The sequence below is a fragment of the Homoserinibacter gongjuensis genome (assembly GCF_030161875.1).
In the GTDB taxonomy this organism is placed as follows: Bacteria; Actinomycetota; Actinomycetes; order Actinomycetales; family Microbacteriaceae; genus Homoserinibacter; species Homoserinibacter gongjuensis.
Map to the genome: position 1 here is coordinate 551,465 of NZ_BSVA01000001.1, position 25,182 is coordinate 576,646.

The 25,182-nt window shown below is 71.1% G+C and carries 24 protein-coding genes, 1 tRNA gene and 3 pseudogenes; 6 read left to right on the top strand and 22 right to left on the bottom strand.

The window, feature by feature from the left end; translation table 11 throughout:
- Positions 1-10: 10 nt before the first annotated feature.
- Positions 11-931 carry an ABC transporter ATP-binding protein gene (locus QQK29_RS03060; RefSeq protein WP_284297689.1) on the bottom strand — a complete coding sequence of 307 codons (921 nt, stop codon included), beginning with the start codon at positions 929-931 and terminating at the stop codon, positions 11-13.
- Between the two features lie 64 nt (positions 932-995).
- Here QQK29_RS03060 and QQK29_RS03065 point away from each other — a divergent pair, with 64 nt between their 5' ends.
- Both QQK29_RS03065 and QQK29_RS03070 read left to right on the top strand, forming a co-directional pair.
- On the top strand, positions 996-1,373 hold the full coding sequence (locus QQK29_RS03065) for a YidH family protein (protein WP_284297690.1): 378 nt from the start codon (positions 996-998) through the stop codon (positions 1,371-1,373).
- Entirely contained in the window at positions 1,370-1,717 is a 348-nt protein-coding gene (locus QQK29_RS03070) for a DUF202 domain-containing protein (protein ID WP_284297692.1), read from the top strand. The genes QQK29_RS03065 and QQK29_RS03070 overlap by 4 nt, the downstream gene beginning before the upstream one ends.
- Here QQK29_RS03070 and QQK29_RS03075 read toward each other — a convergent pair.
- A pseudogene (locus QQK29_RS03075) lies at positions 1,707-2,708 on the bottom strand (formylglycine-generating enzyme family protein). The gene QQK29_RS03070 and the pseudogene QQK29_RS03075 sit on opposite strands and share 11 nt — an antisense overlap.
- A 94-nt stretch (positions 2,709-2,802) precedes the next feature.
- Between QQK29_RS03075 and QQK29_RS03080 the strand changes: the two are divergent.
- The gene (locus QQK29_RS03080; protein ID WP_284297696.1) at positions 2,803-3,018 is read left to right on the top strand and encodes a hypothetical protein; all 216 of its coding nucleotides are present in this window, start codon (positions 2,803-2,805) and stop codon (positions 3,016-3,018) included.
- 30 nt (positions 3,019-3,048) lie between these two features.
- Positions 3,049-4,897: pseudogene (locus QQK29_RS03085) on the top strand (ABC transporter ATP-binding protein).
- A gap of 51 nt (positions 4,898-4,948) precedes the next feature.
- Here QQK29_RS03085 and QQK29_RS03090 read toward each other — a convergent pair.
- The 17 genes and pseudogenes from QQK29_RS03090 to QQK29_RS03165 all read right to left on the bottom strand — a co-directional run bounded on the left by QQK29_RS03090 (position 4,949) and on the right by QQK29_RS03165 (position 19,768).
- Positions 4,949-6,409 carry an NAD-dependent succinate-semialdehyde dehydrogenase gene (locus QQK29_RS03090; RefSeq protein ID WP_284297698.1) on the bottom strand — a complete coding sequence of 487 codons (1,461 nt, stop codon included), beginning with the start codon at positions 6,407-6,409 and terminating at the stop codon, positions 4,949-4,951.
- A 129-nt stretch (positions 6,410-6,538) separates the two neighbouring features.
- Positions 6,539-7,120 carry an isochorismatase family protein gene (locus QQK29_RS03095; RefSeq protein ID WP_284297700.1) on the bottom strand — a complete coding sequence of 194 codons (582 nt, stop codon included), beginning with the start codon at positions 7,118-7,120 and terminating at the stop codon, positions 6,539-6,541.
- A gap of 13 nt (positions 7,121-7,133) precedes the next feature.
- Complete coding sequence (gene dacB, locus QQK29_RS03100) at positions 7,134-7,886, bottom strand: D-alanyl-D-alanine carboxypeptidase/D-alanyl-D-alanine endopeptidase (protein WP_284297702.1); 753 nt, start codon at positions 7,884-7,886, stop codon at positions 7,134-7,136.
- Entirely contained in the window at positions 7,883-8,734 is an 852-nt protein-coding gene (locus tag QQK29_RS03105) for a D-alanyl-D-alanine carboxypeptidase (protein WP_284297705.1), read from the bottom strand. Before QQK29_RS03105 ends, dacB begins: the two co-directional genes overlap by 4 nt.
- Before the next feature lie 48 nt (positions 8,735-8,782).
- Positions 8,783-9,766: a Gfo/Idh/MocA family protein gene (locus tag QQK29_RS03110; protein WP_284297707.1), complete on the bottom strand. Its 984-nt coding sequence runs from the start codon at positions 9,764-9,766 to the stop codon at positions 8,783-8,785.
- A gap of 46 nt (positions 9,767-9,812) precedes the next feature.
- Positions 9,813-10,130 (bottom strand): hypothetical protein, encoded by a 318-nt coding sequence (locus QQK29_RS03115; protein WP_284297709.1) that lies wholly within the window; start codon positions 10,128-10,130, stop codon positions 9,813-9,815.
- Positions 10,131-10,825: 695 nt separating this feature from the next.
- Positions 10,826-11,485, bottom strand: a complete 660-nt coding sequence (locus QQK29_RS03120; RefSeq protein WP_284297711.1) for a GAP family protein — start codon at positions 11,483-11,485, stop codon at positions 10,826-10,828.
- 35 nt (positions 11,486-11,520) lie between these two features.
- Positions 11,521-11,596: transfer RNA gene (locus QQK29_RS03125), tRNA-Thr, on the bottom strand.
- 91 nt (positions 11,597-11,687) lie between these two features.
- A complete protein-coding gene (locus QQK29_RS17710) occupies positions 11,688-12,614 on the bottom strand; it encodes an alpha/beta hydrolase (protein ID WP_348533787.1) in 927 nt (308 codons plus the stop codon).
- A gap of 62 nt (positions 12,615-12,676) precedes the next feature.
- Complete coding sequence (locus QQK29_RS17715) at positions 12,677-13,237, bottom strand: hypothetical protein (protein WP_348533788.1); 561 nt, start codon at positions 13,235-13,237, stop codon at positions 12,677-12,679.
- Positions 13,234-14,388, bottom strand: coding sequence for a DNA polymerase III subunit delta' (locus tag QQK29_RS03135; protein ID WP_284297713.1), 1,155 nt, complete (start codon positions 14,386-14,388; stop codon positions 13,234-13,236). Before QQK29_RS03135 ends, QQK29_RS17715 begins: the two co-directional genes overlap by 4 nt.
- Positions 14,389-14,397: 9 nt before the next feature.
- Positions 14,398-15,030, bottom strand: a complete 633-nt coding sequence (gene tmk, locus QQK29_RS03140) for a dTMP kinase (RefSeq protein WP_284297715.1) — start codon at positions 15,028-15,030, stop codon at positions 14,398-14,400.
- Between the two features lies 1 nt (position 15,031).
- A pseudogene (topA, locus tag QQK29_RS03145) lies at positions 15,032-17,733 on the bottom strand (type I DNA topoisomerase).
- 96 nt (positions 17,734-17,829) lie between these two features.
- The gene (locus QQK29_RS03150; protein WP_284297717.1) at positions 17,830-18,099 is read right to left on the bottom strand and encodes a helicase; all 270 of its coding nucleotides are present in this window, start codon (positions 18,097-18,099) and stop codon (positions 17,830-17,832) included.
- 82 nt (positions 18,100-18,181) lie between these two features.
- A complete protein-coding gene (locus QQK29_RS03155) occupies positions 18,182-18,532 on the bottom strand; it encodes a TadE family protein (RefSeq protein ID WP_284297719.1) in 351 nt (116 codons plus the stop codon).
- Positions 18,510-18,701, bottom strand: a complete 192-nt coding sequence (locus QQK29_RS03160; RefSeq protein WP_284297721.1) for a DUF4244 domain-containing protein — start codon at positions 18,699-18,701, stop codon at positions 18,510-18,512. The genes QQK29_RS03155 and QQK29_RS03160 overlap by 23 nt, the downstream gene beginning before the upstream one ends.
- 137 nt (positions 18,702-18,838) lie before the next feature.
- Positions 18,839-19,768, bottom strand: coding sequence for a type II secretion system F family protein (locus tag QQK29_RS03165; RefSeq protein WP_284297723.1), 930 nt, complete (start codon positions 19,766-19,768; stop codon positions 18,839-18,841).
- A 92-nt stretch (positions 19,769-19,860) separates the two neighbouring features.
- Here QQK29_RS03165 and QQK29_RS03170 point away from each other — a divergent pair, with 92 nt between their 5' ends.
- Positions 19,861-20,922 carry a hypothetical protein gene (locus QQK29_RS03170; protein ID WP_284297725.1) on the top strand — a complete coding sequence of 354 codons (1,062 nt, stop codon included), beginning with the start codon at positions 19,861-19,863 and terminating at the stop codon, positions 20,920-20,922.
- 2 nt (positions 20,923-20,924) lie between these two features.
- Here the strand turns inward: QQK29_RS03170 and QQK29_RS03175 are convergent, their stop codons facing one another.
- Positions 20,925-21,884 carry a TadA family conjugal transfer-associated ATPase gene (locus QQK29_RS03175; protein ID WP_284297727.1) on the bottom strand — a complete coding sequence of 320 codons (960 nt, stop codon included), beginning with the start codon at positions 21,882-21,884 and terminating at the stop codon, positions 20,925-20,927.
- A 521-nt stretch (positions 21,885-22,405) separates the two neighbouring features.
- On the opposite strand from QQK29_RS03175, the gene acs reads away from it, so the two are divergent.
- Positions 22,406-24,382: an acetate--CoA ligase gene (gene acs / locus QQK29_RS03180; RefSeq protein ID WP_284297730.1), complete on the top strand. Its 1,977-nt coding sequence runs from the start codon at positions 22,406-22,408 to the stop codon at positions 24,380-24,382.
- A 175-nt stretch (positions 24,383-24,557) separates the two neighbouring features.
- Here acs and QQK29_RS03185 read toward each other — a convergent pair whose 3' ends face one another.
- Both QQK29_RS03185 and sp36 read right to left on the bottom strand, forming a co-directional pair.
- Positions 24,558-25,016 (bottom strand): RidA family protein, encoded by a 459-nt coding sequence (locus QQK29_RS03185; RefSeq protein ID WP_284297732.1) that lies wholly within the window; start codon positions 25,014-25,016, stop codon positions 24,558-24,560.
- Entirely contained in the window at positions 25,013-25,177 is a 165-nt protein-coding gene (gene sp36 / locus QQK29_RS03190; RefSeq protein ID WP_284297734.1) for a Sp36 family protein, read from the bottom strand. Before sp36 ends, QQK29_RS03185 begins: the two co-directional genes overlap by 4 nt.
- Positions 25,178-25,182: the final 5 nt, after the last annotated feature.

Genomic DNA, 25,182 nt, shown 5'->3' on the forward strand with positions numbered 1-25,182 from the left:
ATCACCGCGCTCATTCGATGAGGCTCCGCCCGGTGAGCCGCAGGAAGACGTCTTCGAGGCTCGAGCGCCGCACCAGACTCGTGAGGGGCTGCAGCCCCCGCGCCACGACCTCGGCGAGCGCGGCCTCGCCGTCGTCGGCGTAGACGAGCACGCGGTCGGGGAGCACCTCGAGACGGTCGCCGAGCCCGGCCAGCGCAGCGGCCGCATCCGCGTTGCGATCCGAGCCGAAACGCACCTCGAGCACCTCACGCGTCGAGTAGCTGCGGATGAGGGACGCCGGGCTGCCCTCGGCCATGATCCGCCCATGGTCGACCACGACGAGGCGGTCGCACAGCTGTTCGGCCTCGTCCATGTAGTGCGTCGTGAGCAGCAGCGTCGTGCCCTGCTCCTTGAGGCGGAACAGCCGGTCCCACAGGATGTGGCGCGCCTGCGGGTCGAGGCCCGTCGTCGGCTCGTCGAGCAGCAGGATGCGGGGGTCGTTGATGAGGGCGCGCGCGATGGTCAAGCGGCGCTTCATGCCACCCGAGAGCTCGTCGACCTTGGCGCCGGCCCGGTCGGCGAGCTGGGCGAACTGCAGCAGCTCGTCGGCGCGCTCGGCCACGAGCCGGCGGGGCAGGCCGAAGTAGCGGCCGTAGGTGAGCAGGTTCTCGCGCACCCGCAGCTCGTTGTCGAGGTTGTCCTGCTGGGGCACGACGCCGAGCCGCGAGCGGATCTCGGGGCCGTAGTCGTCGGGGTCGAGACCGAGTACCGTGAGCGACCCGCTCGTGCGCGTCGAGACGGCGCCCACCATCCGCATCGTCGTCGACTTGCCGGCGCCGTTCGGGCCGAGCAGCCCGAACGACTCCCCCGGTGCGACCTCGAACGAGATGCCGTCGACGGCGGCGAAGTCTCCGTAGCGCTTGACGAGCTCGGATGCGGCGATGACGGTCACGAGATCCGAGCCTAAGCCGAGCCAACGACGCTCCGCGCCAGGATCGCTCTAGGCTCGAGGCGAGATGAGCAGATCAGACGACGACGACCGCCGTTTTCCGCGCGGAGTGTATGACACGGGCACCGAACCCGACCCGCGATTCACGCTCGCGAACGAGCGCACCTTCCTCGCCTGGATCCGCACCTCCCTGGCACTCATCGCCGGCGGTGTCGCCCTCGAGGCCTTCGACCTGCCGATCTCGCCCGTGCTGAACCTGGCATCCGCGGTGATCCTGATCACCCTGGGAACCCTCACGCCCGTCTACGCCTGGTTCGGCTGGGCCCGTATCGAGCGCGCCATGCGCGCCTCCCGGCCGCTGCCGTCACCGCGACTCGCCGGGCCGCTCGGGGTGGGCGTCGGTCTCGTCGGCCTGTTGCTGATCATCGGCATCTTCGTGCCATGAGCGCCCTCGAGCGGCCGTTCGATCCGGGGCTGCAGCCCGAGCGCACGGCCCTCGCGTGGCAGCGGACGGGGCTCTCGATCGCACTCGCGCTGCTGGTCGGCGCGCGCCTCGTGGCGCATCTCGGTGCGGCATGGGCACCGGCCCTCGCCGCCGCGGGCATCATCGTCATCACGGTGCTGCTCACGATCGGCCATCGGCGCTACGCCCGCGTGCACCGCGCGCTCACAGCCGAGCCGCCGCAGAAGCTCCCCGGCGCGGCCGCGCTGCTCAGCTGGGTGATCGCCACAACCGCGCTCGGATGCCTCGGGGCGATCGCGATCGGGATCTACATCGTCACGAGGTGACCGCGACGGTGCGGAACCCCGCGTTCGACATCGACGAGTCGGGGGTGTTGGAGGAACGCGCGGACGTGCGATAGCGGTTGCAGTACGAGTCGTGACACAGGAACGACCCGCCGCGCAAGAGCCGCACGGTGCCCGAGTCGGGACCCTGGGGAGCCTCGCGCGGCGACCGCGCGTAGTAGTCGGCGGCGAACCAGTCCTGGCACCACTCCCAGACGTTGCCGACCGTCTGCCAGAGTCCGTAGTCGTTCGGCGCGAAGCTGCGCACGGGAGCCGTCGTGAGCCAGCCGTCGGCGAGGGTGTTCGAGCTGGGGAACACGCCCTGCCAGATGTTGCAGCGCCACGTGCCGTCGGTATCCGGGGCCTCGTCGCCCCACGGATAGCTGGCACCGTCGAGGCCACCCCGGGCGGCGTACTCCCACTCGGCCTCGGTGGGCAGACGACGTCCGGCCCACGCGCAGTAGGCCTGGGCGTCGTTCCAGGTCACATGGACGACGGGATGGTCGGCGACCCCCTCGAGCGTCGACCCGGCGCCCCCGGGGTGCCGCCAATCGGCACCGCGCACGCCGAGCCACCAGGGCGTCTGGGGCGGCTGGCCGAGAACGTCGTCGTCAGGCGCCGTGCGCGCCAGGTGGAACACCGCGGAGTAGCCGAACTCCTCGGCCTCGGTGCGATAGCCGGTGTCGTCGACGAAACGCGCGAACTGCTCGTTGGTGACACTCGTGGCGTCGATCTCGAAGGCGTCGAGGTACACCTCGTGGACGGGCGTCTCACCGTCGCCGGGATTGCCGACGCCACGCGCGTCGCCCATCCGGAAACTCCCTGCCGGGATCGTGACGGTCTCGATCGTGTGTCGTGCGGATGCGACCACCGCTCAGCCTGCCGCCGCGGGTTCCGGCGTCGACTCCTCGGCCTGCACCGGCGGTTCGGTCGCTGCAGGCGCGAAGGCGCCGCGACCGGGCGCACAACAGGATCCGTTCATGTTCTCGTCCATCGCTCCTCCTCCTCCATCATGCCGTGCCGACGAGATGGGCGCCGTGCGTCAACCTGAGTTGACGACCCGCCATCCGTCAACTACGGTTGACACCATGGACGTCGGCCAGCTGCACACCCTCGCGGGGGACGCCGGATCGCAGGATCCGCTCGTCGCCCTCCGTGCGGTCGCGCAGATGCGCCGCGAGCTGGACCGTCACGAGGCCACCGCGGTGCGGCGCGCCCGAAACGCGAACGCATCCTGGCAACTCATCGCGCTCTGCCTGGGCGTCAGCAAGCAGGCGGTTCACAAGAAGTACGGGCGCGCGTGACGCGCCCCATCCCCCGAGGTACGCATCCACATGACCAGCACCGACGCCCCTGCGCGCCGCAATCCCCTCCGCCGCACGCCCGACACCGGGCCACGCGCCTCGTTCCGTGAGCTGCTGCCCTACCTCGGCGAGCACAAGGGCCTGCTCGGCATCGCCATCGCGCTCAGCATCGTCGCCGCGGCGCTGTCGCTCGCACAGCCCGCGCTCGTGAGCGAGGTGATCTCGGTCGTGCAGGCCGGCGGCGCCGTCGGGGCGCTCGCCTGGGTGCTCGTCGCCCTCGTGATCGGCAACGGCGTCGTGGGCGCCGTGCAGCACTACCTGCTGCAGCGCGCCGGCACGAGCGTCGTCTACTCCTCGCGCCGCGCGCTCGTGGAACGGATGCTGCGGCTGCCGATCAGCGAGTTCGACACGCGCCGCTCCGGTGACCTCGTGTCGCGGGTGGGCAGCGATACGACGCTGCTCTACGCGGTGCTCACCCAGGGCTCGTCGACGCGCTCGGCGGGGCCGTGGTCTTCGTCGGCGCGATCATCGGCATGGCGATCATCGACCCCGTGCTGCTGGGTGCCACCGTGCTCGTGATCGCCCTCGCGATCGCCGTGGTCGGCGGCCTCTCCGGGCGCATCCGGCGGGCGAGCCGCGAGCAGCAGGAGAAGGTCGGCGACGTCGCGGCGGGTGTGCAGCGTGCGATCTCGGCCATCCGCACCGTGCGCGCCGCGAACGCGACCGAGCGCGAGACGGCCGCCATCGAACACGCCACGCGGGAGGCGTGGGGCGCGGGCATCCGGGTCGCGAAGGTCTCGGCGCTCGTCGTGCCGGTCGCCTCGATCGCGATGAACGTGTCGTTCCTGGTCGTGCTCGGGCTCGGTGGCTACCGCGTCGCCTCGGGGGCGATCACGATCGCGAGCCTCGTGGCATTCATCCTGTTCCTCTTCCTCATGATCATGCCGCTCGGTCAGGCATTCGGCGCGGTCACCTCGGTGAGTCAGGCGCTCGGCGCGCTCGGGCGCATCCAGGAGATCATGCGCATCCCGTCGGAACACGAGGGTGATGCCGCCCTCGAGCCGGCGCCCGACCTCGCCACGGATGACGCCATCCGATTCGACGACGTGCGGTTCCGCTACCCTGAGCAGGCGCACGCGACGGAGGGCGAGAAGGTCATCGCCTCGGAGCTCGGCGAGGATGCGCTCGAGCCGGCCGATCGCGAAGTACTGCACGGCGTGTCGTTCGCGGTGCCGCGCGGCTCGCGCGTCGCACTCGTCGGGCCGTCGGGGGCGGGCAAGTCGACGATCCTCGCGCTCATCGAGCGCTTCTACGACCCGAGCGCCGGGGTCGTGCGCGTGAACGGCGTGGACGTGCGCGCCCTGCCGCGCGAGGAGCTGCGCGCCCGCATCGGCTACGTCGAGCAGGACGCACCGGTGCTGGCTGGCAGCATCCGCGACAACCTCACGCTCGGCACGCCCGAGGCGACCGACGCGCAGTGCATCGAGGTGCTGCGCGCCGTGAACCTCGGCGAGGTGCTCGACCGCGACCCGGCAGGACTGGATGCCGCGGTCGGCGAGGAGGGCGTCATGCTCTCGGGAGGTGAGCGGCAGCGGCTCGCGATCGCGCGGGCGCTGCTCGCGGCTCCTCCCATCCTGCTGCTCGACGAGGCGACGGCGTCGCTCGACGGGGTCAACGAACAGCTGCTGCGCGAGGCGATCGACGCGGTCGCCGAGGATCGAACCCTGCTCGTGATCGCGCACCGGCTCTCGACGGTGGTCGACTCCGACCTCATCGTCGTGCTCGACCACGGCCGCGTGGTCGGCACGGGCACGCACTCCGAGCTCGTCGCCTCGACCCCCTCTACCGCGACCTCGCCAAGCACCAGCTCCTCGTCTGACCTGGCGCGGCCACGAAGGTCAGAGCGTGGCGGTGGGTCGGGCTGTGGCGGTCAGCTCATCGGGGTGAGGGTGTACTTCGTGTCGAGGTACTCGTGGATGCCCTCGAGCCCGCCCTCGCGGCCGAGGCCCGACTGCTTGACACCGCCGAACGGGGCCGCCGCGTTCGACACGACGCCCACGTTGAGCCCCATCATCCCCGTCTCGAGCTGGTCGATCATGCGCTGACCGCGCGCGAGATCCTTCGTGAACACGTACGACACGAGGCCGTACTCGGTGTCGTTCGCGCGGCGCACCGCATCCGCCTCGTCGGTGAACGTCGAGATCGCCAGCACCGGCCCGAAGATCTCCTCGCGCAGGATGTCGGATGCCGCGGTCACCCCCGACACGACGGTCGGCTGGTAGAAGGTGCCCGGCCCGTCGACCTTCGACCCGCCCGTCGTCACCGTCGCGCCCTTCGCCACGGCATCCGCGACGAGCTCCGACGCCTTCGCGACGGCCTTGTCGTCGATGAGCGGGCCGATCGCCACGCCCTCCTCGGTGCCCCGCCCGACCTTCATCGCCGCGACGCGCTCGGTGACCCGGCGCGTGAACTCCTCGGCCACATCCGCATGCACGAGGAAGCGGTTGGCCGCCGTGCACGCCTCGCCGATGTTGCGGAACTTGGCGAGCATCGCCGCGTCGACCGCCGCATCGAGGTCGGCATCCTCGAACACGATGAAGGGTGCGTTGCCGCCGAGCTCCATCGAGGTGCGCAGCACGCCCTGCGCGGCCTGCTCGAGCAGCGCGCGCCCGACGGGCGTCGACCCCGTGAACGAGAGCTTGCGCAGGCGCGGGTCGCGGATGATGGGCTCCGACACCGCGTTCGACGTCGAGGTCGTGAAGACGTTGACGACGCCGGCCGGCACGCCGACCTCCTCGAGCAGCTTCACGAAGTACAGGGTGGTGAGCGGGGTGAGGGTCGCCGGCTTGATGACGACCGTGCAGCCGGCCGCGAGCGCCGGCGCGATCTTGCGGGTCGCCATCGCGAGCGGGAAGTTCCAGGGCGTGATGAAGAAGCACGGGCCCACCGGCCGCTGTGTCACGATCATGCGGCCGGTGCCCTCGGGGTTCGGCCCGTAGCGCCCCATGATGCGCGGCGCCTCCTCGGCGAACCAGCGCAGGAACTCGCCGCCGTAGGTCACCTCGCCCTTCGCCTCGGCGAGCGGCTTGCCCATCTCGAGCGTCATGAGCAGGGCGAACTCGTCGGCACGCTCGCGCAGCAGCTCCCAGGCCGAGCGCAGCAGCTCGCCGCGCGCGCGGGCGGGCGTCGCGGCCCACTCCGCGGCGGCCGCGACCGCGGCATCCAACGCCCGGATGCCGTCCTCCGGCGACGCGTCGGCGATCGTCGCGATCGTGTCGCCCGTCGCGGGATCGGTCACGTCGATCGTGCGCCCGGCGCTGCCGTCGACCCACTGCCCGCCGATGTACAGCTGCGTCGGCACCTTCGCCAGCAGCTCCTTCTCCGAGATCATGCACACATCCTCTCGCGAACGACCCCGCAAGTTCTCGCCATGAGGGGTCGCAAAGTGTCGAAATCGAGCCCGTTGGGCGACACTTTGCGACCCCTCACGCGACGAAACGCGACGAGGCCGCGCATGCCGTCAGCGGGAGGGGCGCACGGCGGCACCGGCGGAGGCGAGGTCGACGAGGGCCTGCGCGCCCGTCACGGGGTCGACCGCCGCCACGAGATCCTCGAGCACCGTGACCCGGCGGCCCGCCGCGAGTGCGTCGAGAGCGGATGCGCGCACGCAGTAGTCGGTGGCGATGCCCACGACATCGACGTCGGTGACACCCAGCCGGTCGAGCTCCGCGGGGAACGAGGCGCCGTCCTCGGTGGTGCCCTCGAAGATCGAGTACGCGGGCACGCCCTGCCCCTTCTTCACATGCACGTCGACGAGCGAGGCATCGAGCGCCGGATGGTACTCGGCGCCCGGTGTGCCGCCCACGCAATGCGGGGGCCACGTCGTGACGAAATCGGGCTCGGCATCCGTGGCGAAGTGCCCGCCGTTGTCGTCGTCTCCGTGGTGCCAGTCGCGCGAGGCGAACACCACCTCGTAGCGATCCGGATGCGCGCGCAGGTAGTCGGTGATGGCTTCCGCCGCCGCCGCACCGCCGTCGACCCCGAGTGCACCGCCCTCGGTGAAGTCGTTCTGCACATCGATCACGAGCAGCGCGCGTGCCATGGTGACCTCCCGGTCAGTTGTTGGAGAGGTTGTCTCCGCAGGTGAACACCGCGGTGGTGAGGGTGTCGAGCGCCGCTCGCGCGTCGCTGCCGATCCCCTCCCCGATCGCGTAGAAGGTGAAAGCGAGAGGCGTGCCGTCGGCCGAGTTGAGGTAGCCCGAGAGCGTGTAGGCGGTGTCGATCCACCCGGTCTTCGCCCACACCTGGCCGCGGGCGACGGCGTTGTCGCCGCTGAACCGGCTCGCGAGGGTGCCGCTCTGTCCCGCGACGGGCAGGCCGTCGCGCACGACGTCGAGACCAGCAGCACCGTCGCGCACCTTGCGCATGAACTCGGTCATCGTCGACGCGGGAACCGCGTTGAGATCCGACAGCCCCGAGCCGTCGCGGATGGTGAGGCCGGTGGCGGGCACGTCGAACTGAACGAGCGCAGACGGAATCGCCTGCTGCAGCGACGCGGCCGATCCGTCCATGCCCGACTGCTTCGAGACGATGCGCGCGAGCATCTCGGCGAGGGTGTTGTCGCTCACCAGCAGCATCTGCTTGATCAGCACGCGCAGCGGCTGCGAGGTCACCTCGGCGAGCGTCGTGGAGCCGACGGCGTTGCCGATCGTGGTGTCGACCTCGGGGTCGACGACGTCGCCGGTGGGATCGGCCGCCTTGAGCGCGGCCACGAAGGCGGCCCCGGCACGGGCGATCGGGTCGGTCGAGCGCGGGCTCGTCGACGCGCGCGGGTCGGCCCGGTCGCCGTCGACCTGCAGCGCGGTCACCTCGGAGTGATACCCGGTGGTCTGCTCGGAGCGCTTCCAGCTGCTGTCCCACTTGTCGGCCGCGCTCCAGTAGCTCGCGTCGAGCACGACGTGCGTGATCGGCGTGCCGGGATAGCGCTGGGCGTACTGCGAGACGGCGTTCTCGGCGAGCGTCTGCAGCTTGGGCGCCCCGGGTAGAAGCTCTCCTGCCCCGCGGGCAGCGCCGACAGCGTCGCGTCGCCGCGGCCGACGAGCACGATCGTGCCGGGGCTCGACCCCTCGTAGACGCTCGTCGTGATCTGGAAATCCGGCCCGAGGCGCGCGATCGCGGCAGCCGCGGTGAACACCTTGAGCACGGATGCCGTGCGGGCCGGCGTGGAACCGCTGCGGTCGAAGAGCACATCTCCGGTGTCTGCTCGCACGACATATCCCTCGAGCGACATGAGTCGACCATCGGATGCCGGGCCCGCGACCGAGCAGGTGCGCAGGCGGTTGGCCGTGACGGGCTGGTCGGACACCGGGCGCGGAGGCTTCTCGGTCTCCGTGGGGCTGGTGACGGGCGCCGCGTCGGAGCGCGACGCCCACGCGACGCCCGCGAAGATCGAGCCGGTGCCCAGCAGCACGAACACGAGAGCTCCGGCCGAGACGATCCATGCGACGGGGTGCTTGCGCAGCAGCGCGGCGATGCCGCCCGCCTTCGGGGCGGGCGCACCGACGGGTGCGTCAGCGCTCGCATCGGCAGGAGAGTCGGCGGGCACGTCGACCGGCGCACCCGCGGGCACATCCGCAGGCGCCCCGCCCGGGGTCGCGGACGCCGCCTTCGCCGCTTCGCGGGCGGCACGGCGCGACATCGGTTGCTCGTCGGTCACCGCATCATGATAGCCAGCGTGCGCCCGAGTGCCCGGCTCCCCGACCGTTCATTCACCCGGGTAGCGCAGGCCGATCTGCCGCCGGATCTCGTCGAGGGTGCCCATGATCGCCACGCTCTGCTCGGGCGGCAGCACTTCCCCCGCCACGGTGCCCGCCGCCACGAGACGCTCGAGCTCGAATGCCTGGAACTGCATCCCTCGACCCGGTACCTCCTGCTCGAACCGCTCGATGACCGCATCCGAGGGGTCGATGAGCGAGAACGAGGTGGGGGTGTACCAGACGGGGTCGATCTGGATGCGGGCCTCGGTGCCGATGATGGCGGCCGTCGAGGGGCCGCGGGCGTCGAGCTGGGTGTGCAGCACCGCCTGCTCACCGCCGGGGTAGCCGAAGATGATCGCGGTCTGCCGGTCGACGCCGGTCGCGGTGGGCGAGGAGATCGCGTGCACGCTCGACGGAGCGCCGAACACATCCCATGCGAACGACACGGGGTAGATGCCGAGATCGAGCAGGGCCCCGCCGCCGAGCGCCGGATTCTGCAGGCGATGCTCGGGATTCACGGGCAGCTTCTGGTCGTGGTCGGCGAGCACTGCGCGCACCTCGCCGAGCGCACCGGAGGCGAGCAGCTCACGAACGCGCACCATGTGCGGCAGCCACCGGGTCCACATCGCCTCCAGCACCACGAGACCCTTCGCCGCCGCGAGGTCGACGACCGCGCGCGCCTCGGCGGCGTTGAGCGTGAACGGCTTCTCGACGAGCACATGCTTGCCGTGCTCGAGCGCGAGCCGCGCGCCCTCGGCGTGGAAGGGGTGCGGCGTCGAGACGTAGATCACATCGACCTCGGGGTCGGCCGCGAGCGCCTCATAACTGCCGTGGGCGCGCGGGATGCCGAACGCGGTCGCGAAGGCATCCGCGCTCTGCTGCGTGCGTGAGCCGACGGCCGTCACCGCCCGGTCGGTGAGGTTCAGGTCGGAGGTGAAGAGGCGGGCGATGCCCCCGGTGCCCAGGATGCCCCAGCGCAGTCGATCGGTCATGCCTTCAGCGTAGAGGCGCGACGCGGTCGCCTGACACCCGAAGGTCTCAGCAGCCACCCCAGCGCGCGGCCGCGCGCGTGAAGCCGTAGCCGTCGGCCGGAAGGCCGCCGTGCACCATCGCGAAGCAGATCACCACGCCGCCCGTCGAGCCCGCGTAGCTCGGGCGGTACAGCGACTTCTGGTGCGAGGCCGAGTTCCACCACTTCTGCGCGACGGTGGCCCCCGTGTTGCCGGAGCCGCCCGCGAGGTTGCCGTCGCATCCGACAGCGGGTGCACCGTCCGAGCGCGGGGTGCCGCTGTGGCCCCATGCGCTGTTGACGTCGGGGCTCGGGTCTTCCGCGATCCAGAACAGACGCTGCTCCATGCACGGGTCGTAGCGGAAGTTCGACATCGGCACCGGGTCGAGGCAGTTGGCGACCCGGATCGCGTTGTAGGTCGCCGCGAACGACTGCAGATCCGACGTGGTCGTTCCGCCGACGCCCCCGCGGAGGTGATGCCGGGCGCACCGCCGACCGATCCGCCGACGTTGCCCGGGCAGGCCTGGCCCGCTGCCTGGCGCGCTGCGACGCGCGCCGCGGTTCCGCCCCGCTTCGCCGCCGGCGTCTGCGGGATCACGATCGGCTTCGGCACCGGCTTCTGCGCGATGTGCTCCGAGTCGACCTTCAGGTTGCGGGTCTTCTCGGCCGCCGGGGCCATCGTCGGCGTCTCAGGCGCGAGCGTCACCGCGGCGAGAGCGGATGCCGTGTCGCCGATCCGCCCGGTCGTCGCGAGCGGCGAGGTGGCCGCCACCGGCAGCACATCGCCCTCGTCCGCGAAGGCGGAGGTACCGGATGCCGGTCCTCCGCCGCCGACGAACGGCAAGCCGAGAGCGAGCACGGCACCGAGTGCCGCCCCCACGAGAATCGTGCGCTTGACCACTCTTGAACCCCCAGTTCAAGAAGATTCCGTCTCCCCCCACAGGAGCCGGGTAGCGCTTCCCCCACAGGCTGCGCTACGCGTGTCAGGTTACGCCCGGCATTCCCGGCTGCCCAACCCCCTTCGGGGATGCCCTTCGCGGGGTCAGGCGAGCCCCGAGACGCCCTGACCGAGCAGGATCGCGCCGAACACGAGCAGCAGAATCGCCATGAGCACGGCGTTGTTGCGCTCGAGCCAGCCGCGGATGGCGGTGAGAACGGGCGCGGCGCGTTCCCGCATCACGGCCACAGTGACGAGCGGCGCCGCCACCCCGAGCACGGCGATCACCGTGTAGACGAGCGCCACCGCGAGGGCCGGCCCCGGCTCCGGGATGAGGCCGCCGATCACGAGGCCGGTCGCCGCACCCATGGCAAGCTCCTTGGGGTTCGCGATCGACAGCACGACGGCGAACCAGAAGGCGCGACCGGCCGAGATCCCCTCGAGGGATGTCATCCACCGCGGCGAGGTCGTCGTCGCGGAGCGGCGCACGAGCTTGCGCACGCCGACGATCGCGAGCACGAGACCGACCACGAGCTGCAGGATCGCCTCGAGCAGGGGCGGCATCCCGAGCAGCACGATCGCCTCGGCGAACAGCGTGAACACGGCGACCACGAGCACCACGCCGAGCACCCGCCCGGCGAGCAGCGCCGTGCCCCGTCGACCCGCATCCGCACCCAGCAGCACGACGATGATCGCGATGATCGGGGCGGGGCTGAGCGCGACCACGACCGCGAGCGGAAGCACCTGCCCGATCGCGTCCAGCATGACGCGATCCTAGGGGGCGAGCGGGAAAGAGGGGATGGAGCCGCCTGTGGGAATCGAACCCACGACCTTCTCATTACGAGTGAGACGCTCTGCCGACTGAGCTAAGGCGGCGCGCGCTGCATACAGCGGCACAGCGTTCGAGCATAGCCGAAGTTGACCGGCCGCCCGTACGCAGCTGCTGCTCAGCGGCGGATGCGACGGGTCAGCACACCGGGTCGGATGCCGGAACCCGCCCGTCGACGAGGAACGCGTCCACGACATCCGTCACGCACGTGCTCTCGCCGTAGGCCGTGTGTCCCTCGCCGCGATGCGTGACGAGGTGGCCGTTCTCGAGCTGCCCGGCGAGCGCCTTCGCCCAGACGTAGGGGGTCGCCGGGTCGTTCGTCGTGCCCACCACGAGGATGTCGGGCGACCCCGGCGCCGTGATGGGCGCCCGCTCGATGCTCGAGAGGAACGGCCACTGCGGGCAGAGTGTGCCGCCGTACGCCATCCAGGGACCGAACACGGGCGCCTCCTGCGCAAGCTGTGCCGCCTCGGTGCGCATCGTCGCCACGTCGCCGTCGCTCGGGTAGTCGAGGCAGTTGATGGCGAGGAAGGCCTCGCTGCCGTTCGAGCTGTAGCTGCCGTCGGCGTTGCGGTCGTTGTAGACGTCGGCGAGGAAGAACGCCGTGTCGGTCTTCCCTGCGCGCACCTCGGTGAAGAGGTCGTCGAGGTAGCTCCAGTTGCTCTCGTTGTAGAGCGGCAGGATGATCGCGCTGAACATCGTCGCCGCGCCGAGCAGGCGTCCGTCCTTGCCGGGCAGCGGATGCGCGTCGAGGTCACGCAGGAGCTGCGCGATGCGCGTGCGCGCGGCATCCGCACCACCCGTGAACGGGCAGTCGTCACGCGTGATGCAGTCGTCGAGATAGGAGGTGAGGGCGCTCTCGAAGCCGCGCGCCTGGGTGAGCGTCACGTCGAACTCGGTGGCCGCGGGGTCGATCGCGCCGTCGAGCACGAGACGTCCGGCCTTCTCGGGGAAGAGCTCGGCGTAGCGCGCGCCGAGGTAGGTGCCGTACGAATAGCCGAGGTAGCTGAGCGTCGTATCGCCGAGCGCGGCCCGCAACAGGTCGAGATCCCGCGCCGCGCTCACGGTGTCGATGTGACCGAGGAGCGGTCCGGTGTGTTCGAGGCAGCCCTGCCCGAAGTCGGCGTTCACCTGTTGCCGCGCGGTGATCCAGGCATCCGATCCGTACTCCCCGGAACGATGCCGTAGAGGTAGTCGTCGAGCTCGGCGTCGTCGTCGGTGCACGCGACCGGCGTCGAGGAGCCGACGCCGCGCGGGTCGAAGCCCACGACGTCGAACTCGCGCTGCAGCTTCTCGCTCGTGGCGAAGTCGATCGAGTCGCGGATGAAGTCGACCCCCGAGCCGCCCGGGCCGCCGGGGTTCACGAGCAGCGAGCCACGAGCGGTGCCACTCGTCGCGGGCTGGCGGATGAGCGCCAGCTCGATCGTGTCGCCGCTGGGGTCCGCCCAGTCCAGCGGCGCCGTGGCCGTCGTGCACTGCATGCCGTCGCCGCATCCCGTCCAGTGCAGCACCTGGTGGTAGAAGGGGGCGAGTTCCGCGGGCACGTCTTCCGCGGTCGGCGTCGAGGTGGTCGGCGGGCGCGGCGGCAGGAACCACGAGACGCAGCCCGCGAGCATGCTCGCTGCGGCGGCGAGGGCGAGGGCGACGAGCAGCGTCCGGGCGGTGCGCCCGGCGGTTCGAGGCCTCACCGGGTGCCCGCCGGGGCGCGGCGGATCGCGCGCACGAGCATCGCCTCGAGCGCGAGTGCAGGGGCCACGTTGCCCTCGATGCGGATGCGGGCCTCACTGATCGCGTCGAGCGTGGCGAGCGTCTGGGCGGGCGTGGATGCGGCGGCCGCCTGGCTCAGTTCGGCGTAGATCGCGAGGTTGACGGGCTCGAGCTCGACCCCGAGCTGCAGCAGCAGGATGTCGCGGTACAGCGAGAGCAGGTCGACGAGGATGCGGTCGATGCCGTCGCGCAGGCTGCGCGTCGCGCGGCGCTTCTGGTCTTCTTCGAGCGCCTTGAGCTGGGCGCGGAGCGCGGGAGGCACGGTGCCACCCGGGTCGACGCCGAGCGAGCGCAGCGCCTGCTCGCGCTCCTCGGCGTCACGGGTCTCGGTGATGGCCTTGGCATCCTGACCAGCGATCTCCAGGAACTCCGCGGCCGCGAGCACCGCCCCCGACACGCTGCGGATGCCGAGCGCGAGCTCCATGGTGCGGCGGCGGCGCGTGCGCGCGTGCTCGTCGGTGGCGAGCCGGTGCGCCATGCCGATGTGGGCTTGCGCCTCGCGCGCCGCGCGTTGCGCCTCGGGCAGGCTGATGCCGTCGCGGCGCGAGATCAGCTCGGCGACGTCGTCGACGCTCGGCACCCGCAGGCGCACCGTGCGTACACGCGAACGGATCGTCGGCAGCAGGTCGGCCTCGCTCGGCGCGCACAGGATCCAGATGGTGCGCTCCGGCGGCTCCTCAAGCGCCTTGAGCAGCACGTTCGACGTGCGCTCCGTCATGCGGTCGGCATCCTCGATGACCATGACGCGATAGCGACCCACGGCGGGCGAGAACTGGCTCGACGTGACGAGCTGGCGCACGTCGTCGATCTTGATGATGACCGCCTCGGTGCTGAGGACGGCGAGGTCGGGGTGCGTGCGGGCGGCCACCTGGGCGGCGGTGTGCTCGAGATCGCCCGGCACCTCCGCGCGTGCGAGCAGCTCGGTTGCGAAGGCGTAGGCGAGGGTGGAACGGCCCGACCCGGGTGGCCCCGTGATGAGCCAGGAGTGGGCGAGCCCGTCGCCTGCGGCCGCCGCGCGCACGGTGGCGATCGCCTCCGCCTGCCCGGTCAGCTCGTCCCAGATGCTGCTCACGATGGAAGGCTACGCGAGCAGGTCCGACACGCGTGCCCGGATGCGCTCGGCGAGCGTCTCGACGGGCTCGGTCGCATCCAGCACGAGGAAGCGGCCCTGCTCAGCGGCCGCGAGGGCGAGGTAGGCCTCGCGCACGCGGTGGTGGAACTCGGCCGCCTCCGCCTCGAGGCGGTCGTACCGGGTGCGGGCGTCGTCGAGACGCGCGCGCCCGGTCTCGATGTCGAGATCGAGCAGGATCGTGAGGTCGGGCAGCAGGTGCTCGGTGGCCCACAGCGACACGTCTCGCACCTCGGCGGGCTCGAGCACGCGTCCGGCGCCCTGGTAGGCGACGGACGAGTCGAGATAGCGATCCTGGATGACGATGTCGCCACGTTCGAGCGCGGGCCGCACCACGGTCGCCACGTTGTGCGCGCGGTCGGCCGCATAGATCAGGGCCTCCGCGCGGGGCGCGATGTAGCCGCGCCGATGCAGGATGATCTCGCGCAGTTCGAGCCCCAGCTCGGTGCCGCCCGGCTCACGTGCATGCACGACGGTGCGACCCTGCTGGGAGAGCCACTCGGTCAGCAGCGCCGACTGGGTCGACTTGCCCGATCCATCGCCGCCCTCGAAGGTGAGGAAGAGGCCGGATGCGGTGCCCGGCACCTCAGGCCTTCTTCTTCGCCGCGGGGCGCTTGGCGGGCGCGCGCTTGGCCTTCAGCTTGGCGGGTCCCTTGGCGCGCTTGTCGGCCAGCAGTTGAACGGCACGGTCGAAGTCGACGCCCTCGACGGTCTCGCCGCGCGGGATGGTGGCGTTCGTCTCGCCATCGGTCACGTATGGGCCGAACCGCCCGTCGCGGATGCGGATCGGCTTGCCGCTCGTGGGGTCGGCGTCGAACTCCTTGAGGGCGCTCGAGGCGCGACGGGCGCCGTACTTCGGTTGCGCGAAGATCTCGAGAGCCGCGGGCAGCTCGATCGTGAAGATCTGGTCTTCGCTCTCGAGCGAGCGCGAGTCGGTGCCCTTCTTCAGGTACGGGCCGTAGCGACCGTTCTGGGCGGTGATCGGTTCACCCGACTCCGGGTCCTCCCCCACGGTGCGGGGCAGGTCGAGCAGCTGGAGCGCCGTCGCGAGGTCGACCGTGGCCGGCTCCATGCTCTTGAAGAGGGATGCCGTGCGGGGCTTCGGGGCCGCGGCCTTCTTCGCGGCCTTCTTCTTGGGCTTCTCCTCGACGACCTCGCCGGTCGCGGCATCCGCGACGATCTCGGTGTCGGGCTCCGGCTCGAGCTCGGTGACGTACGGGCCGTATCGCCCGTCCTTCACGACGATCGTCTTGCCGTTCGCGGGGTTCTCGCCGAGCACGCGGTCGGTCACGATGGGCGCGTCGATGAGCTCGCGGGCCTTCTCGGCGGTCAGCTCGTCGGGGGCGAGGTCTTCGGGCACGTTGACGCGACGCGGCGTCTCGCTGCCGTCCTCCACCTCGAGGTAGGGGCCGTACTTGCCGACGCGCAGGGTGATGCCGTCGTCGATGCGGATGGAGTTGACGGCGCGCGCGTCGATGTCGCCGAGGTTGTCGACGATCTCGCGGAGCCCGGGGTGATCTCCTCCGCCGAAGTAGAACTGACCGAGCCAGTCGACGCGGTCGGCCTCGCCGCCGGCGATCTTGTCGAGGTCGTCTTCCATCTCGGCGGTGAAGTCGTACTCCACGAGCTCCGAGAAGTGGTCTTCGAGCAGGCGCACGACGCTGAACGCGATCCAGTTCGGCACGAGCGCTTGCCCGCGCGGGGTCACGTAGCCGCGGTCGATGATGGTCGAGATGATCGAGGCGTAGGTCGAGGGTCGCCCGATACCGAGCTCCTCGAGCGCCTTGACGAGGCTGGCCTCGGTGTAGCGCGGCGGCGGCGTGGTGTCGTGGCCCTTGGCCTCGAGTTCGGCGAGCGTGAGCGCCTGCCCTTCCTCGAGCGGCGGCAGCTTGGCGCTCGCTTCGTCGGCACTCGCGTTGCGCGCCTCGTCGCGGCCCTCCTCGTAGGCGGCCTGGTAGCCGCGGAAGGTGATGACCGTTCCGGATGCGGTGAACTCGGCGTGCGCGCCCTCGCCTCCGTCGGCCGCGATCGTGACGGTCGCGGTCGACCCCTTGGCGTCGGCCATCTGGGAGGCGACGGTGCGCTTCCAGATGAGGTCGTAGAGCTTGAACTCATCGCCGCGCAGCTGCGAGCTGAGCTCGGCCGGGGTGCGGAAGCTGTCGCCCGAGGGGCGGATGGCTTCGTGGGCCTCCTGCGCGTTCTTGGACTTGGACGCGTACACGCGGGGCTTCTCGGGAATCGAGTCGGCGCCGTAGAGCGTGACCGCCTGGCGCCGCGCCGCCTCGATCGCCTGCTGAGAGAGCGTCGTCGAGTCGGTGCGCATATAGGTGATGTAGCCGTTCTCGTAGAGCGACTGCGCGAGGCTCATCGTGGTGCGCGCCGAGAAGCGCAGCTTGCGCGAGGCCTCCTGCTGCAGCGTCGAGGTCGTGAACGGAGCGGCGGGGCGACGCGAGTAGGGCTTCGTCTCGAGCTTGGATACCTGGAAGCTGGCGCTCGGCGCGCGCAGTGCGTCGACGAGGGTGTCGGCCGCGCGTTCGTCGAGGGCGATCACGTCGGTCTTGAGTGCACCGTGGTCGTCGAAGTCGCCACCCTGAGCGACGCGGCGACCCTCGAGGCGCGCGAGCTTCGCGGTGAAGCTGGAATCGGCATCCGCGGGGGTGAGCTCGGCGACGAGATCCCAGTAGTTGGCGGATGTGAAGGCGAGTCGCTCGCGCTCCCGGTCGACGACGAGGCGGGTGGCGGCCGACTGCACGCGGCCGGCGGAGAGACCCGGTCCGATCTTGCGCCACAGCACGGGCGAGATCTCGAAGCCGTAGAGCCGGTCGAGGATGCGGCGGGTCTCCTGCGCGTCGACGAGCGCGGTGTCGATCTCGCGGGTGTTCTGTTCGGCGCGCTGGATCGCATCCTTGGTGATCTCGTGGAACACCATGCGCTTGACGGGCACCTTGGGCTTGAGCACCTCGAGCAGGTGCCACGCGATGGCCTCCCCTCGCGGTCTTCATCCGTTGCGAGGTAGAGCTCGTCGGCATCCTTGAGCGCGCGCTTGAGCTCGGCGACCGTCTTCTTCTTGCTGTCGGAGACCACGTAGTAGGGCTCGAAGCCGTTCTCGACGTCGACCGAGAACTTGCCGAGGCTGCCCTTCTTGAGCTCGGGCGGCAGGTTCTTGGTGTCGATGAGGTCGCGGATGTGGCCGACGGAAGCCTGCACCTCGTAGCCGTCGCCGAGGTATTGCGCGATCGTGCGCGCCTTCGCCGGCGACTCGACGATCACGAGCTTCTTCGTAGGCACGGGGCCTCCTCTTCTATCCGGAGCACACCATACACACAGAGTCCTGGCAGGACCTCGCATGGTTCCAGGTCTTTGGTCCCGGATGTGAGCTTCGCGTCACGGCGCCGGCCCGGCCCGCGATTCCACCGCGATCGGCAGGCCGAACCACGTCGCGGCGATCGTCACGCGGGCCTCCGCTCCCTCGAATTCGCAATCGGCGAGGGCCACCAGATGGGCTGCGGCCACCTCCGCCGCGAGCGCGCAGGGATCGCCCGGAACCACGCCGAGCAGCGTGTCGGCCGCCGCGAGCGCCGAGGCGTCGGCCGCCGCGACGACGCGCTGCGCGCGGCGAGCGCCGACGCGAGGCCGAGGGCGGCGAGGGCGCACACGAGGGTCATCGCCACGATCGCAAGCGCCAGCACCCCGCCGGCCCCTGTCTCGTCACGGATGCGGTCTCGCGCTGTCGCTCTCATCGTCCGCCGTCCAGCGCGCAGCTCTCGGCCGCGAGGCGCAGTCCCGCGACGGCGGCCGGGCCGCGAGCCGGCACCGTCAGGCGGGCGCACACGAGCTCGCCCGAGCTCCAGTCGGCCAGCACACTGCCGGGAGCGGCCCGGGAGACGCGGCCCTGCACCGCGCTCGTGCTCTCGCCTCTGCCAAGACCTCGCGCCGCATCCGCCGCGGCATCCTGCAGGCGCAGCTGCTGCGACCCGACGCCGACGGCACCGACGCAGAGCGCGAGCACGAGGGCGACGGCGGGCAGGGCCACCGCGAACTCGGCTGCGACGCTGCCGTCGTCGTCAGCCGGCGAACGCGAGCGCATTGCGCACGAGGTCGGTGAGGATCTGCTGCACCTCGGCGGAGCGCATGATCACGACGAGCAGGCCGGCGAAGCCGACCGCGGCCATGATGGTGATGGCGTACTCGGCGGTGGCGGCGCCGTCGTCGTGTGCGGCGCGTGCGGTGAGTCGGCGGAGGATGCGGGTTCTCATGGGGGCTCCTGTTCCCTCGTCGGCACGACGCATCCATGCTCGCGTTCCATGCGGTCGTGCGGTGAGCGGATGCGGCGATCCGTGGATAGTTCGTCACACCCCCGGCTGTGAAGAGTGCGTCGGGCCCGACGCGGCCGTCAGAACGCGGTGAGGGCGTCGCGCAGGATGCCGATCATGAGGGGCACGACGCCCAGCAACACGAAGCCCGGCAGGAAGCACACCGCGAGCGGTGCGAGCAACCGGGTGCTGAGCAGAGCGGCGCGCCTGAGCGCCTCGGTCACCGCGATCCGTCGAGTCCGCGCCGCCTCCGCCCGCAGGAGCGCGACGACGGGCACACCCGCCCGCACGGCGAACTCGAGCGTCGCACGCGCCGGTTCCGGGTGCACCGTGATGCCGCACCGACCCGCGGCATCGGAGACTCGCGCGAGTGCGGCATCCGGAGGCGCCCCGCCTGACATCGCGAGGGCGAGCAGCTCGTGGCCCGCGCCTGCGAGGGGATCCGCGACGCGCGCCGCCGCGACCAGGCGATGGTTCCAGCGCATGCCGAGTGTGAGCGCGAGAACCCCGAGCACTCCGGCCACGGCACCCGGCACGGTGCCGAAGATGACGCCGAGCGGGTCGGCGCCGATCAGCAGCGCCATGCCGATGCCTGCCGCGGGCAGTAGTGCGACGACGCGCGCCGTCGACACCGGGCCGGTGAGAGCGAGCTCGATCTGGCGATCGGCGTCGGCGAGCGCGCGAATCGCATCGGCCGCGCGCTCGAGCGTGGTCGCGAGCGGAGCGCCCGACTCCGTCGCGATGGCCCAGCAGGCCGCGAGGTAGCGCCAGCCTCGATCTGCAGCGGTGTCGCTGCTCGATGCAGCGCACAGCGCCTCGGGCACCTCGAGCGGGCTGGCGCACCGTGCGGCCTCGGCGAGCGGCTCGCTCGTCTCAGCGAGCGCACGGATCGCCGCGTGCGGATCCAGGCCCGCGCCCAGCAGGATCGCGAGCCGGTGCACGATGTCGGCCGTCTCGTCGAGCGCTGCCGCCGGATCGGGCTCTCGGCTCCGTGACAGCAGGCGGCCCACGGTTCGCACCACCCGGCTCGGTCGCCGGATGTCAACCTCGGAGGGCCCGGCATCCGTCATGAGAGTGACCCGATGAAGAGAAGAGGTACCCGATGAGAGCGATTGCCGCCGTGGCAGGCCTCGGACTCGTGCTCGGCCTCACCGCGTGCACCGCAGGGCCGCCCGGCGCGGGCGGCCCGCCCGACGCGAGCCGGCAGGCGGAGCCGACTCCTCATCCGCTGCTCGCTCTGGACTGCGACGAACTCGTCGACGCCGACGTGTTCCGCGCGGGATTCGGAGAGCCGCTCGGCGTGCGCGCGCCCTACGTGGAGGGGTACGGCGGCATGGGCAACGTCGCCACTGCGGCCCTCGCACTCGCCGGGGCGACGCGGTGCGCGTGGGGGGACGACGAGAGATACCTCGAGGTCGATGTGCTCCCCGCGGCGGAGACCGAATGGGAGCGGCTCGAGGCCGAGCTGCAGATGTTCCAACCGCAAGAGGGGGCGCACGGCGAGGCCGCCTGGTTCAGCTGCCGTCCGGGAGAACGCCCGGGGTGCCGGGCCGATGTGCTCGCAGGCCGCAACTGGGTCGCCGTCAACGCCTTCGGACTGGTCGATGTCGCCGCCCTCGACGCCGTGCTCGCTCCGCTTGTCGCGCGCGTCGCTGCCGCCGAGGTGGCGAATCCGGACTGGCCGGCACCGGCGTCGGTCCCCGTCGACTGTGCCGCGCTGCTGCCCCGCGAGGCCGTGCATTCGTCGATCGGCGATGACGTCGAGCCGTGGACGGACCGTGGGCCCGTGCTGTCGCAGACCCTCCGTCAGGCTGCGCTCGACCGGGCCGGCGCGGTGCACTGCGCCTGGCGGAACGGCTTCGGCTCTGCGACCGCGCGCACCGTCGATCTCGTCGTGCTGCCCGGCGGCGACCTCGTCTGGGACGCGCACTTCGCCGCACCCGTGCCCGAATGGGTCGAGCGCGAGAGCTTCGACGAGCTCGGCGATGCCGGATTCTCCGCCGTGCACACCTCGACGTTCACGGGCGCGATCGACGGCGTCGTCTCCACGCTTTCTCCGGGCGGAGCCTGGGTCGACGTATGGGCGAACGACGAGGCGCGTGACGACGACCTCGACATCGCGGTGTCGCTCGCGGGAACCGCCCTGCAGACGCTCGGCCCCTGACGTCACGTCGCCTCCGCGACCAGTCGGCCGCGCCGCGTGAGGGCCAATCGTCCCGCTTCGGCGAGCCTGCGCACGCCCTCGGCGTCTCGCTCGAGGTGCAGCACGGCGTCGATCGCACTCACCACTTGCCGGGCGAGCGCCTCGGGCGACCACCCGGCAAGCGCGCCGAGCGCCTCGAGCCGCGCGGGCACATCCCCGAGCGAGTTGGCGTGCACGGTGCCGGCTCCTCCGTCGTGGCCCGTGTTGAGCGCGATGAGCAGCTCCCGCAGCTCGGCGCCACGGCACTCGCCCACCACGAGCCGGTCGGGTCGCATCCGCAGCGCCTCGCGCACGAGGCGGTCGAGCCCGATCGCCCCGGCTCCCTCGAGGTTCGGCTGCCGCGCCTCGAGCCGGACCAGGTGCGGATGCGCGACGCGCAGTTCCGCCACGTCCTCGACGATGACGATGCGCTCGGTGGCCGGTGCACTCGAGAGCATCGCGCCGAGCAGCGTGGTCTTGCCCGATCCGGCAGCGCCCGTCACGAGCACGTTCGCGCGGCGCGCCACAAGCTCGTCGACGAGCGATCGCGGCACGCGCGCACAGAGCCCTGCGGACTCGAGGGCGGTGAGATCGAGGCTTCCCACCCGCGGAAGGCGGATCGACAGCACCGCGGCGTCCGGTGACACCGGCGGGAGCACGCCGTGCACGCGGATGCCGTCGCCCAGTCGCACGTCGACCGCCGGCGTCGCCTCGTCGAGGTGGCGGCCACCCGCCGCGACCATCCGGATGGCCAGTTCGCGCGCCTCACCCGGCGGTATGCGCAGGCCGGGCTCCACGCGGGCGCCGTCGCCCCGATCCGTCCACACCGAGCCGTCGGGGTTGAGAAAGACGTCGGTGATCTCGGCGTCGGCCACGAGGGCGGCGAGCGGCCCGAAGACGCTGCGGTCCGGCAGCCGTCGGGCACCGTTCCGCTCCGAAGTCATGCGTCGAGCCTGCCGCCCTCCGGCTGCCGTCCGCCCCGCCACCCCCGCATCCGTGCACAACCGGATGGAGCCGCCCCTGGGAAGGAGAGAGGACGCGGCCCGCGCGAAGCCGCACACGGCGCCAACGCGCCGCGGATTACCGCGGCGCCAGACAAACGCAGGCGGCGCACCCGCGCTGCGGATTATCGCAGCGCGAATAAGACGGAGGGGCGGCGCCCAGTTGGGGGAATTGGGCGCCGCCACGGCAGTGCCGCGATTGGGGGAATCGGTGGGGCACTGCGAAATCCGAGAGGTTACGCTCGGTGCCCCAGAGTCTACTGCACGGCGCGCCGCATGCAACGGAAGATTTTCCCCTGCTACGCACGGCGTCATCCATCCGTTCATCCGCCCGTACGCCACCGCTGGCCGACGCGTGCGGTCACGCCCCGGAACACGACCGATGAGTGCGGCTAGGATCGGAGCGTTCACCGGAGAATTCCGCGCGACTCCAGGCACGGTCGCGATTCGACACAAGGATGAAGATGTCCCAGAACTCGATCGACAGCCTGCTCACCGAGACCCGCCGCTTCGCGCCGGATCCCGGCTTCGCCGACGCCCGTGTGGCCGGCCCCGAGCTCTACGAACGTGCCGCGGCCGACCGGCTCGGCTACTGGGCCGAGCGTGCCCGCGAGCTGCATTGGCATAAGCCGTTCGAGACCGTGCTCGACTGGTCGGAGCCGCCGTTCGCGAAGTGGTTCGCCGACGGGCAGCTCAACGTCGCCTACAACTGCCTCGACCGGCACGTGCTCGCCGGCAACGGTGACCGTGTCGCCATCCACTGGGAGGGCGAGCCTGGCGATTCCCGCAGCATCACCTATGCCGAGCTCACCGCCGACGTCAAGCGCGCCGCCAACGCGTTCGCCGCGCTCGGCGTCGGCGAGGGCGACCGGGTGGCCATCTACATGCCGGTGATCCCGGAGGCCGTGGTCGCGATGCTCGCGGTGGCTCGGCTGGGGGCCATCCATTCTGTGGTGTTCGGCGGCTTCAGCGCCGATTCGCTGCGCGCGCGCATCGAAGACGCCGAGGCGAAGCTCGTGGTGACCGCCGACGGGGGTTACCGCAAGGGCAAGGTGTTCCCCCTCAAGGCGACCGTCGACACGGCGCTCGAGGGCGAGACGAGCGTCGAGCACGTCGTCGTGGTCAAGCGCGGCGGCAACGAGGTCGCCTGGACGGCGGGCCGCGACCTCTGGTGGGACGAGGCCATGGCCGACGCCGACCTCGACCACGAGGCGAAGGGCTTCGACGCCGAGAACCCGCTGTTCATCCTCTACACCTCGGGTACCACGGGAAAGCCGAAGGGCATCCTGCACACGAGCGGCGGCTACCTCACCCAGTGCGCGGCGACGCACCACGACGTCTTCGACCTGCATCCGGAGTCCGATGTCTTCTGGTGCACGGCGGACATCGGATGGGTCACGGGGCACAGCTACGTCGTCTACGGTCCGCTCGCCAACGGTGCCACCCAGCTCATGTACGAGGGCACGCCCGACACGCCGCACCCCGGCCGCTGGTGGGAGCTCATCGAGAAGTACAAGGTGACGATCCTCTACACGGCGCCCACCGCCATCCGTTCGTTCATGAAGCTCGGACGGCAGATCCCGCAGAAGTTCGACCTGTCGAGCCTGCGGCTGCTGGGCTCGGTCGGCGAGCCGATCAACCCCGAGGCGTGGGTCTGGTACCGCGACGTCATCGGCGGCGGCGACACACCGGTCGTCGACACGTGGTGGCAGACCGAGACGGGCGCGATCATGGTGTCGGCCCTGCCCGGCGTCACGACGCTCAAGCCGGGAAGCGCGCAGGTGCCGGTCCCGGGCGTGAAGATCGACATCCTGCTCGACGACGGCACGCGCGTCGACCCGCCCAACGGCGGCCTGCTCACGGTGCGCGAGCCGTGGCCGTCGATGCTGCGCGGGGTGTGGGGAGACCCGGAGCGCTTCGTCGAGACCTATTGGGAGAAGTTCCGTGACCACGGCTGGCGCTATTTCGCCGGCGACGGCGCGCACGTCGACGAAGACGGCGACATCTGGCTGCTCGGCCGCATCGACGACGTCATGAACGTGTCGGGCCACCGCTTGTCGACGACCGAGATCGAGTCGGCACTCGTGGGCAACCCGATGGTGGCGGAGGCCGCCGTCGTGGGCGCCTCGGATGACACCACGGGTCAGGCGGTCGTGGCGTTCGTGATCATCAAGGAGTCGCACCGCGCCGCGCACGACGACGAGGAGTTCGTGCAGCTGCTGCGCGCGCACGTGGCGCAGGCGATCGGCGCGATCGCGCGGCCGCGTGACATCTACCTCGTCACCGAACTGCCGAAGACGCGCTCGGGCAAGATCATGCGGCGTCTGCTGCGGGATGTCGCGGAGGGTCGCGCGATCGGCGACACGACGACACTCGCCGACACCTCGGTCATGCAGATCATCAGCGACAAGCTGCGCGCGGGAGCCCCCGCCGAGGACTGAGACCCTCCCCGCACCACCTGTCGAGTCCGCCCCCGCCTTCGCACGAGCGAAGCGGGTGGGCGGATTCGGGTGCGAGACGCTGGCATCGGGACTGGCGGGAGCGCATCGCCGAAGGCGATACGCGGGGGCATGCGGCTCGCACCCGAATCCGCCCAGCCGCGAAGCGGCCCGAGACTCAGGCGAACTCGAGCACGAGCTCCACTTCGACCGGCGAGTTCAGCGGCAGCACCGCGACGCCGACGGCGGAGCGTGCGTGCTTGCCGGCGTCGCCGAAAACCTCGCCCAGCAGCTCCGATGCGCCGTTGATCACGCCCGACTGGCCGGTGAACTCGGGATCGGATGCCACGAAGCCGAGCACCTTGACCACGCGCGTCACGCGGTCGAGCGAGCCGATGACGCTGTCGGCGGCGGCGAGGGCGTTGAGCGCGCAGATCCGCGCGTACTCCTTCGCCTCATCGGCGCCGACCTCCGCGCCGACCTTGCCGACGGCCGGCAGAACGCCGCCCGTCATGGGCAGCTGACCCGAGGTGAAGACGAGGTTTCCCGAGATGAGCGCAGGTACATAGGCGGCCACCGGGGGCACCACGGGCGGCAGCGCGAGTCCGAGTTCGGCGAGGCGGTCGTTGACGGTCATGCGTTGTCTCCTTCGGCGGGGCGCTTGAGGTAGGCCACGAGTCCCCCTTCGGGGCCGGTCACGATCTGCACCAGTTCCCAGCCCTGGGAGCCCCAGTTGTTCAGGATCGCGGTGGTGTTGTGGATGAGGAGCGGAGTAGTGAGATATTCCCAGGTCGGCACTTTTC

Excerpts from the sequence above, each read along its gene's own strand:
- QQK29_RS03065 (WP_284297690.1), top strand. The coding sequence starts at position 996 with ATGAGCAGATCAGACGACGACGACCGCCGTTTTCCGCGCGGAGTGTAT.
- QQK29_RS03070 (WP_284297692.1), top strand. The coding sequence starts at position 1,370 with ATGAGCGCCCTCGAGCGGCCGTTCGATCCGGGGCTGCAGCCCGAGCGC.
- QQK29_RS03080 (WP_284297696.1), top strand. The coding sequence starts at position 2,803 with ATGGACGTCGGCCAGCTGCACACCCTCGCGGGGGACGCCGGATCGCAG.
- QQK29_RS03090 (WP_284297698.1), bottom strand. The coding sequence starts at position 6,409 with ATGATCTCGGAGAAGGAGCTGCTGGCGAAGGTGCCGACGCAGCTGTAC.
- QQK29_RS03095 (WP_284297700.1), bottom strand. The coding sequence starts at position 7,120 with ATGGCACGCGCGCTGCTCGTGATCGATGTGCAGAACGACTTCACCGAG.
- QQK29_RS03110 (WP_284297707.1), bottom strand. The coding sequence starts at position 9,766 with ATGACCGATCGACTGCGCTGGGGCATCCTGGGCACCGGGGGCATCGCC.
- QQK29_RS03115 (WP_284297709.1), bottom strand. The coding sequence starts at position 10,130 with ATGGAGCAGCGTCTGTTCTGGATCGCGGAAGACCCGAGCCCCGACGTC.
- QQK29_RS03120 (WP_284297711.1), bottom strand. The coding sequence starts at position 11,485 with ATGCTGGACGCGATCGGGCAGGTGCTTCCGCTCGCGGTCGTGGTCGCG.
- QQK29_RS03155 (WP_284297719.1), bottom strand. The coding sequence starts at position 18,532 with ATGCGCTCGCGTTCGCCGGCTGACGACGACGGCAGCGTCGCAGCCGAG.
- QQK29_RS03160 (WP_284297721.1), bottom strand. The coding sequence starts at position 18,701 with ATGAGAACCCGCATCCTCCGCCGACTCACCGCACGCGCCGCACACGAC.
- QQK29_RS03170 (WP_284297725.1), top strand. The coding sequence starts at position 19,861 with ATGAGAGCGATTGCCGCCGTGGCAGGCCTCGGACTCGTGCTCGGCCTC.
- QQK29_RS03175 (WP_284297727.1), bottom strand. The coding sequence starts at position 21,884 with ATGACTTCGGAGCGGAACGGTGCCCGACGGCTGCCGGACCGCAGCGTC.
- acs (WP_284297730.1), top strand. The coding sequence starts at position 22,406 with ATGTCCCAGAACTCGATCGACAGCCTGCTCACCGAGACCCGCCGCTTC.
- QQK29_RS03185 (WP_284297732.1), bottom strand. The coding sequence starts at position 25,016 with ATGACCGTCAACGACCGCCTCGCCGAACTCGGACTCGCGCTGCCGCCC.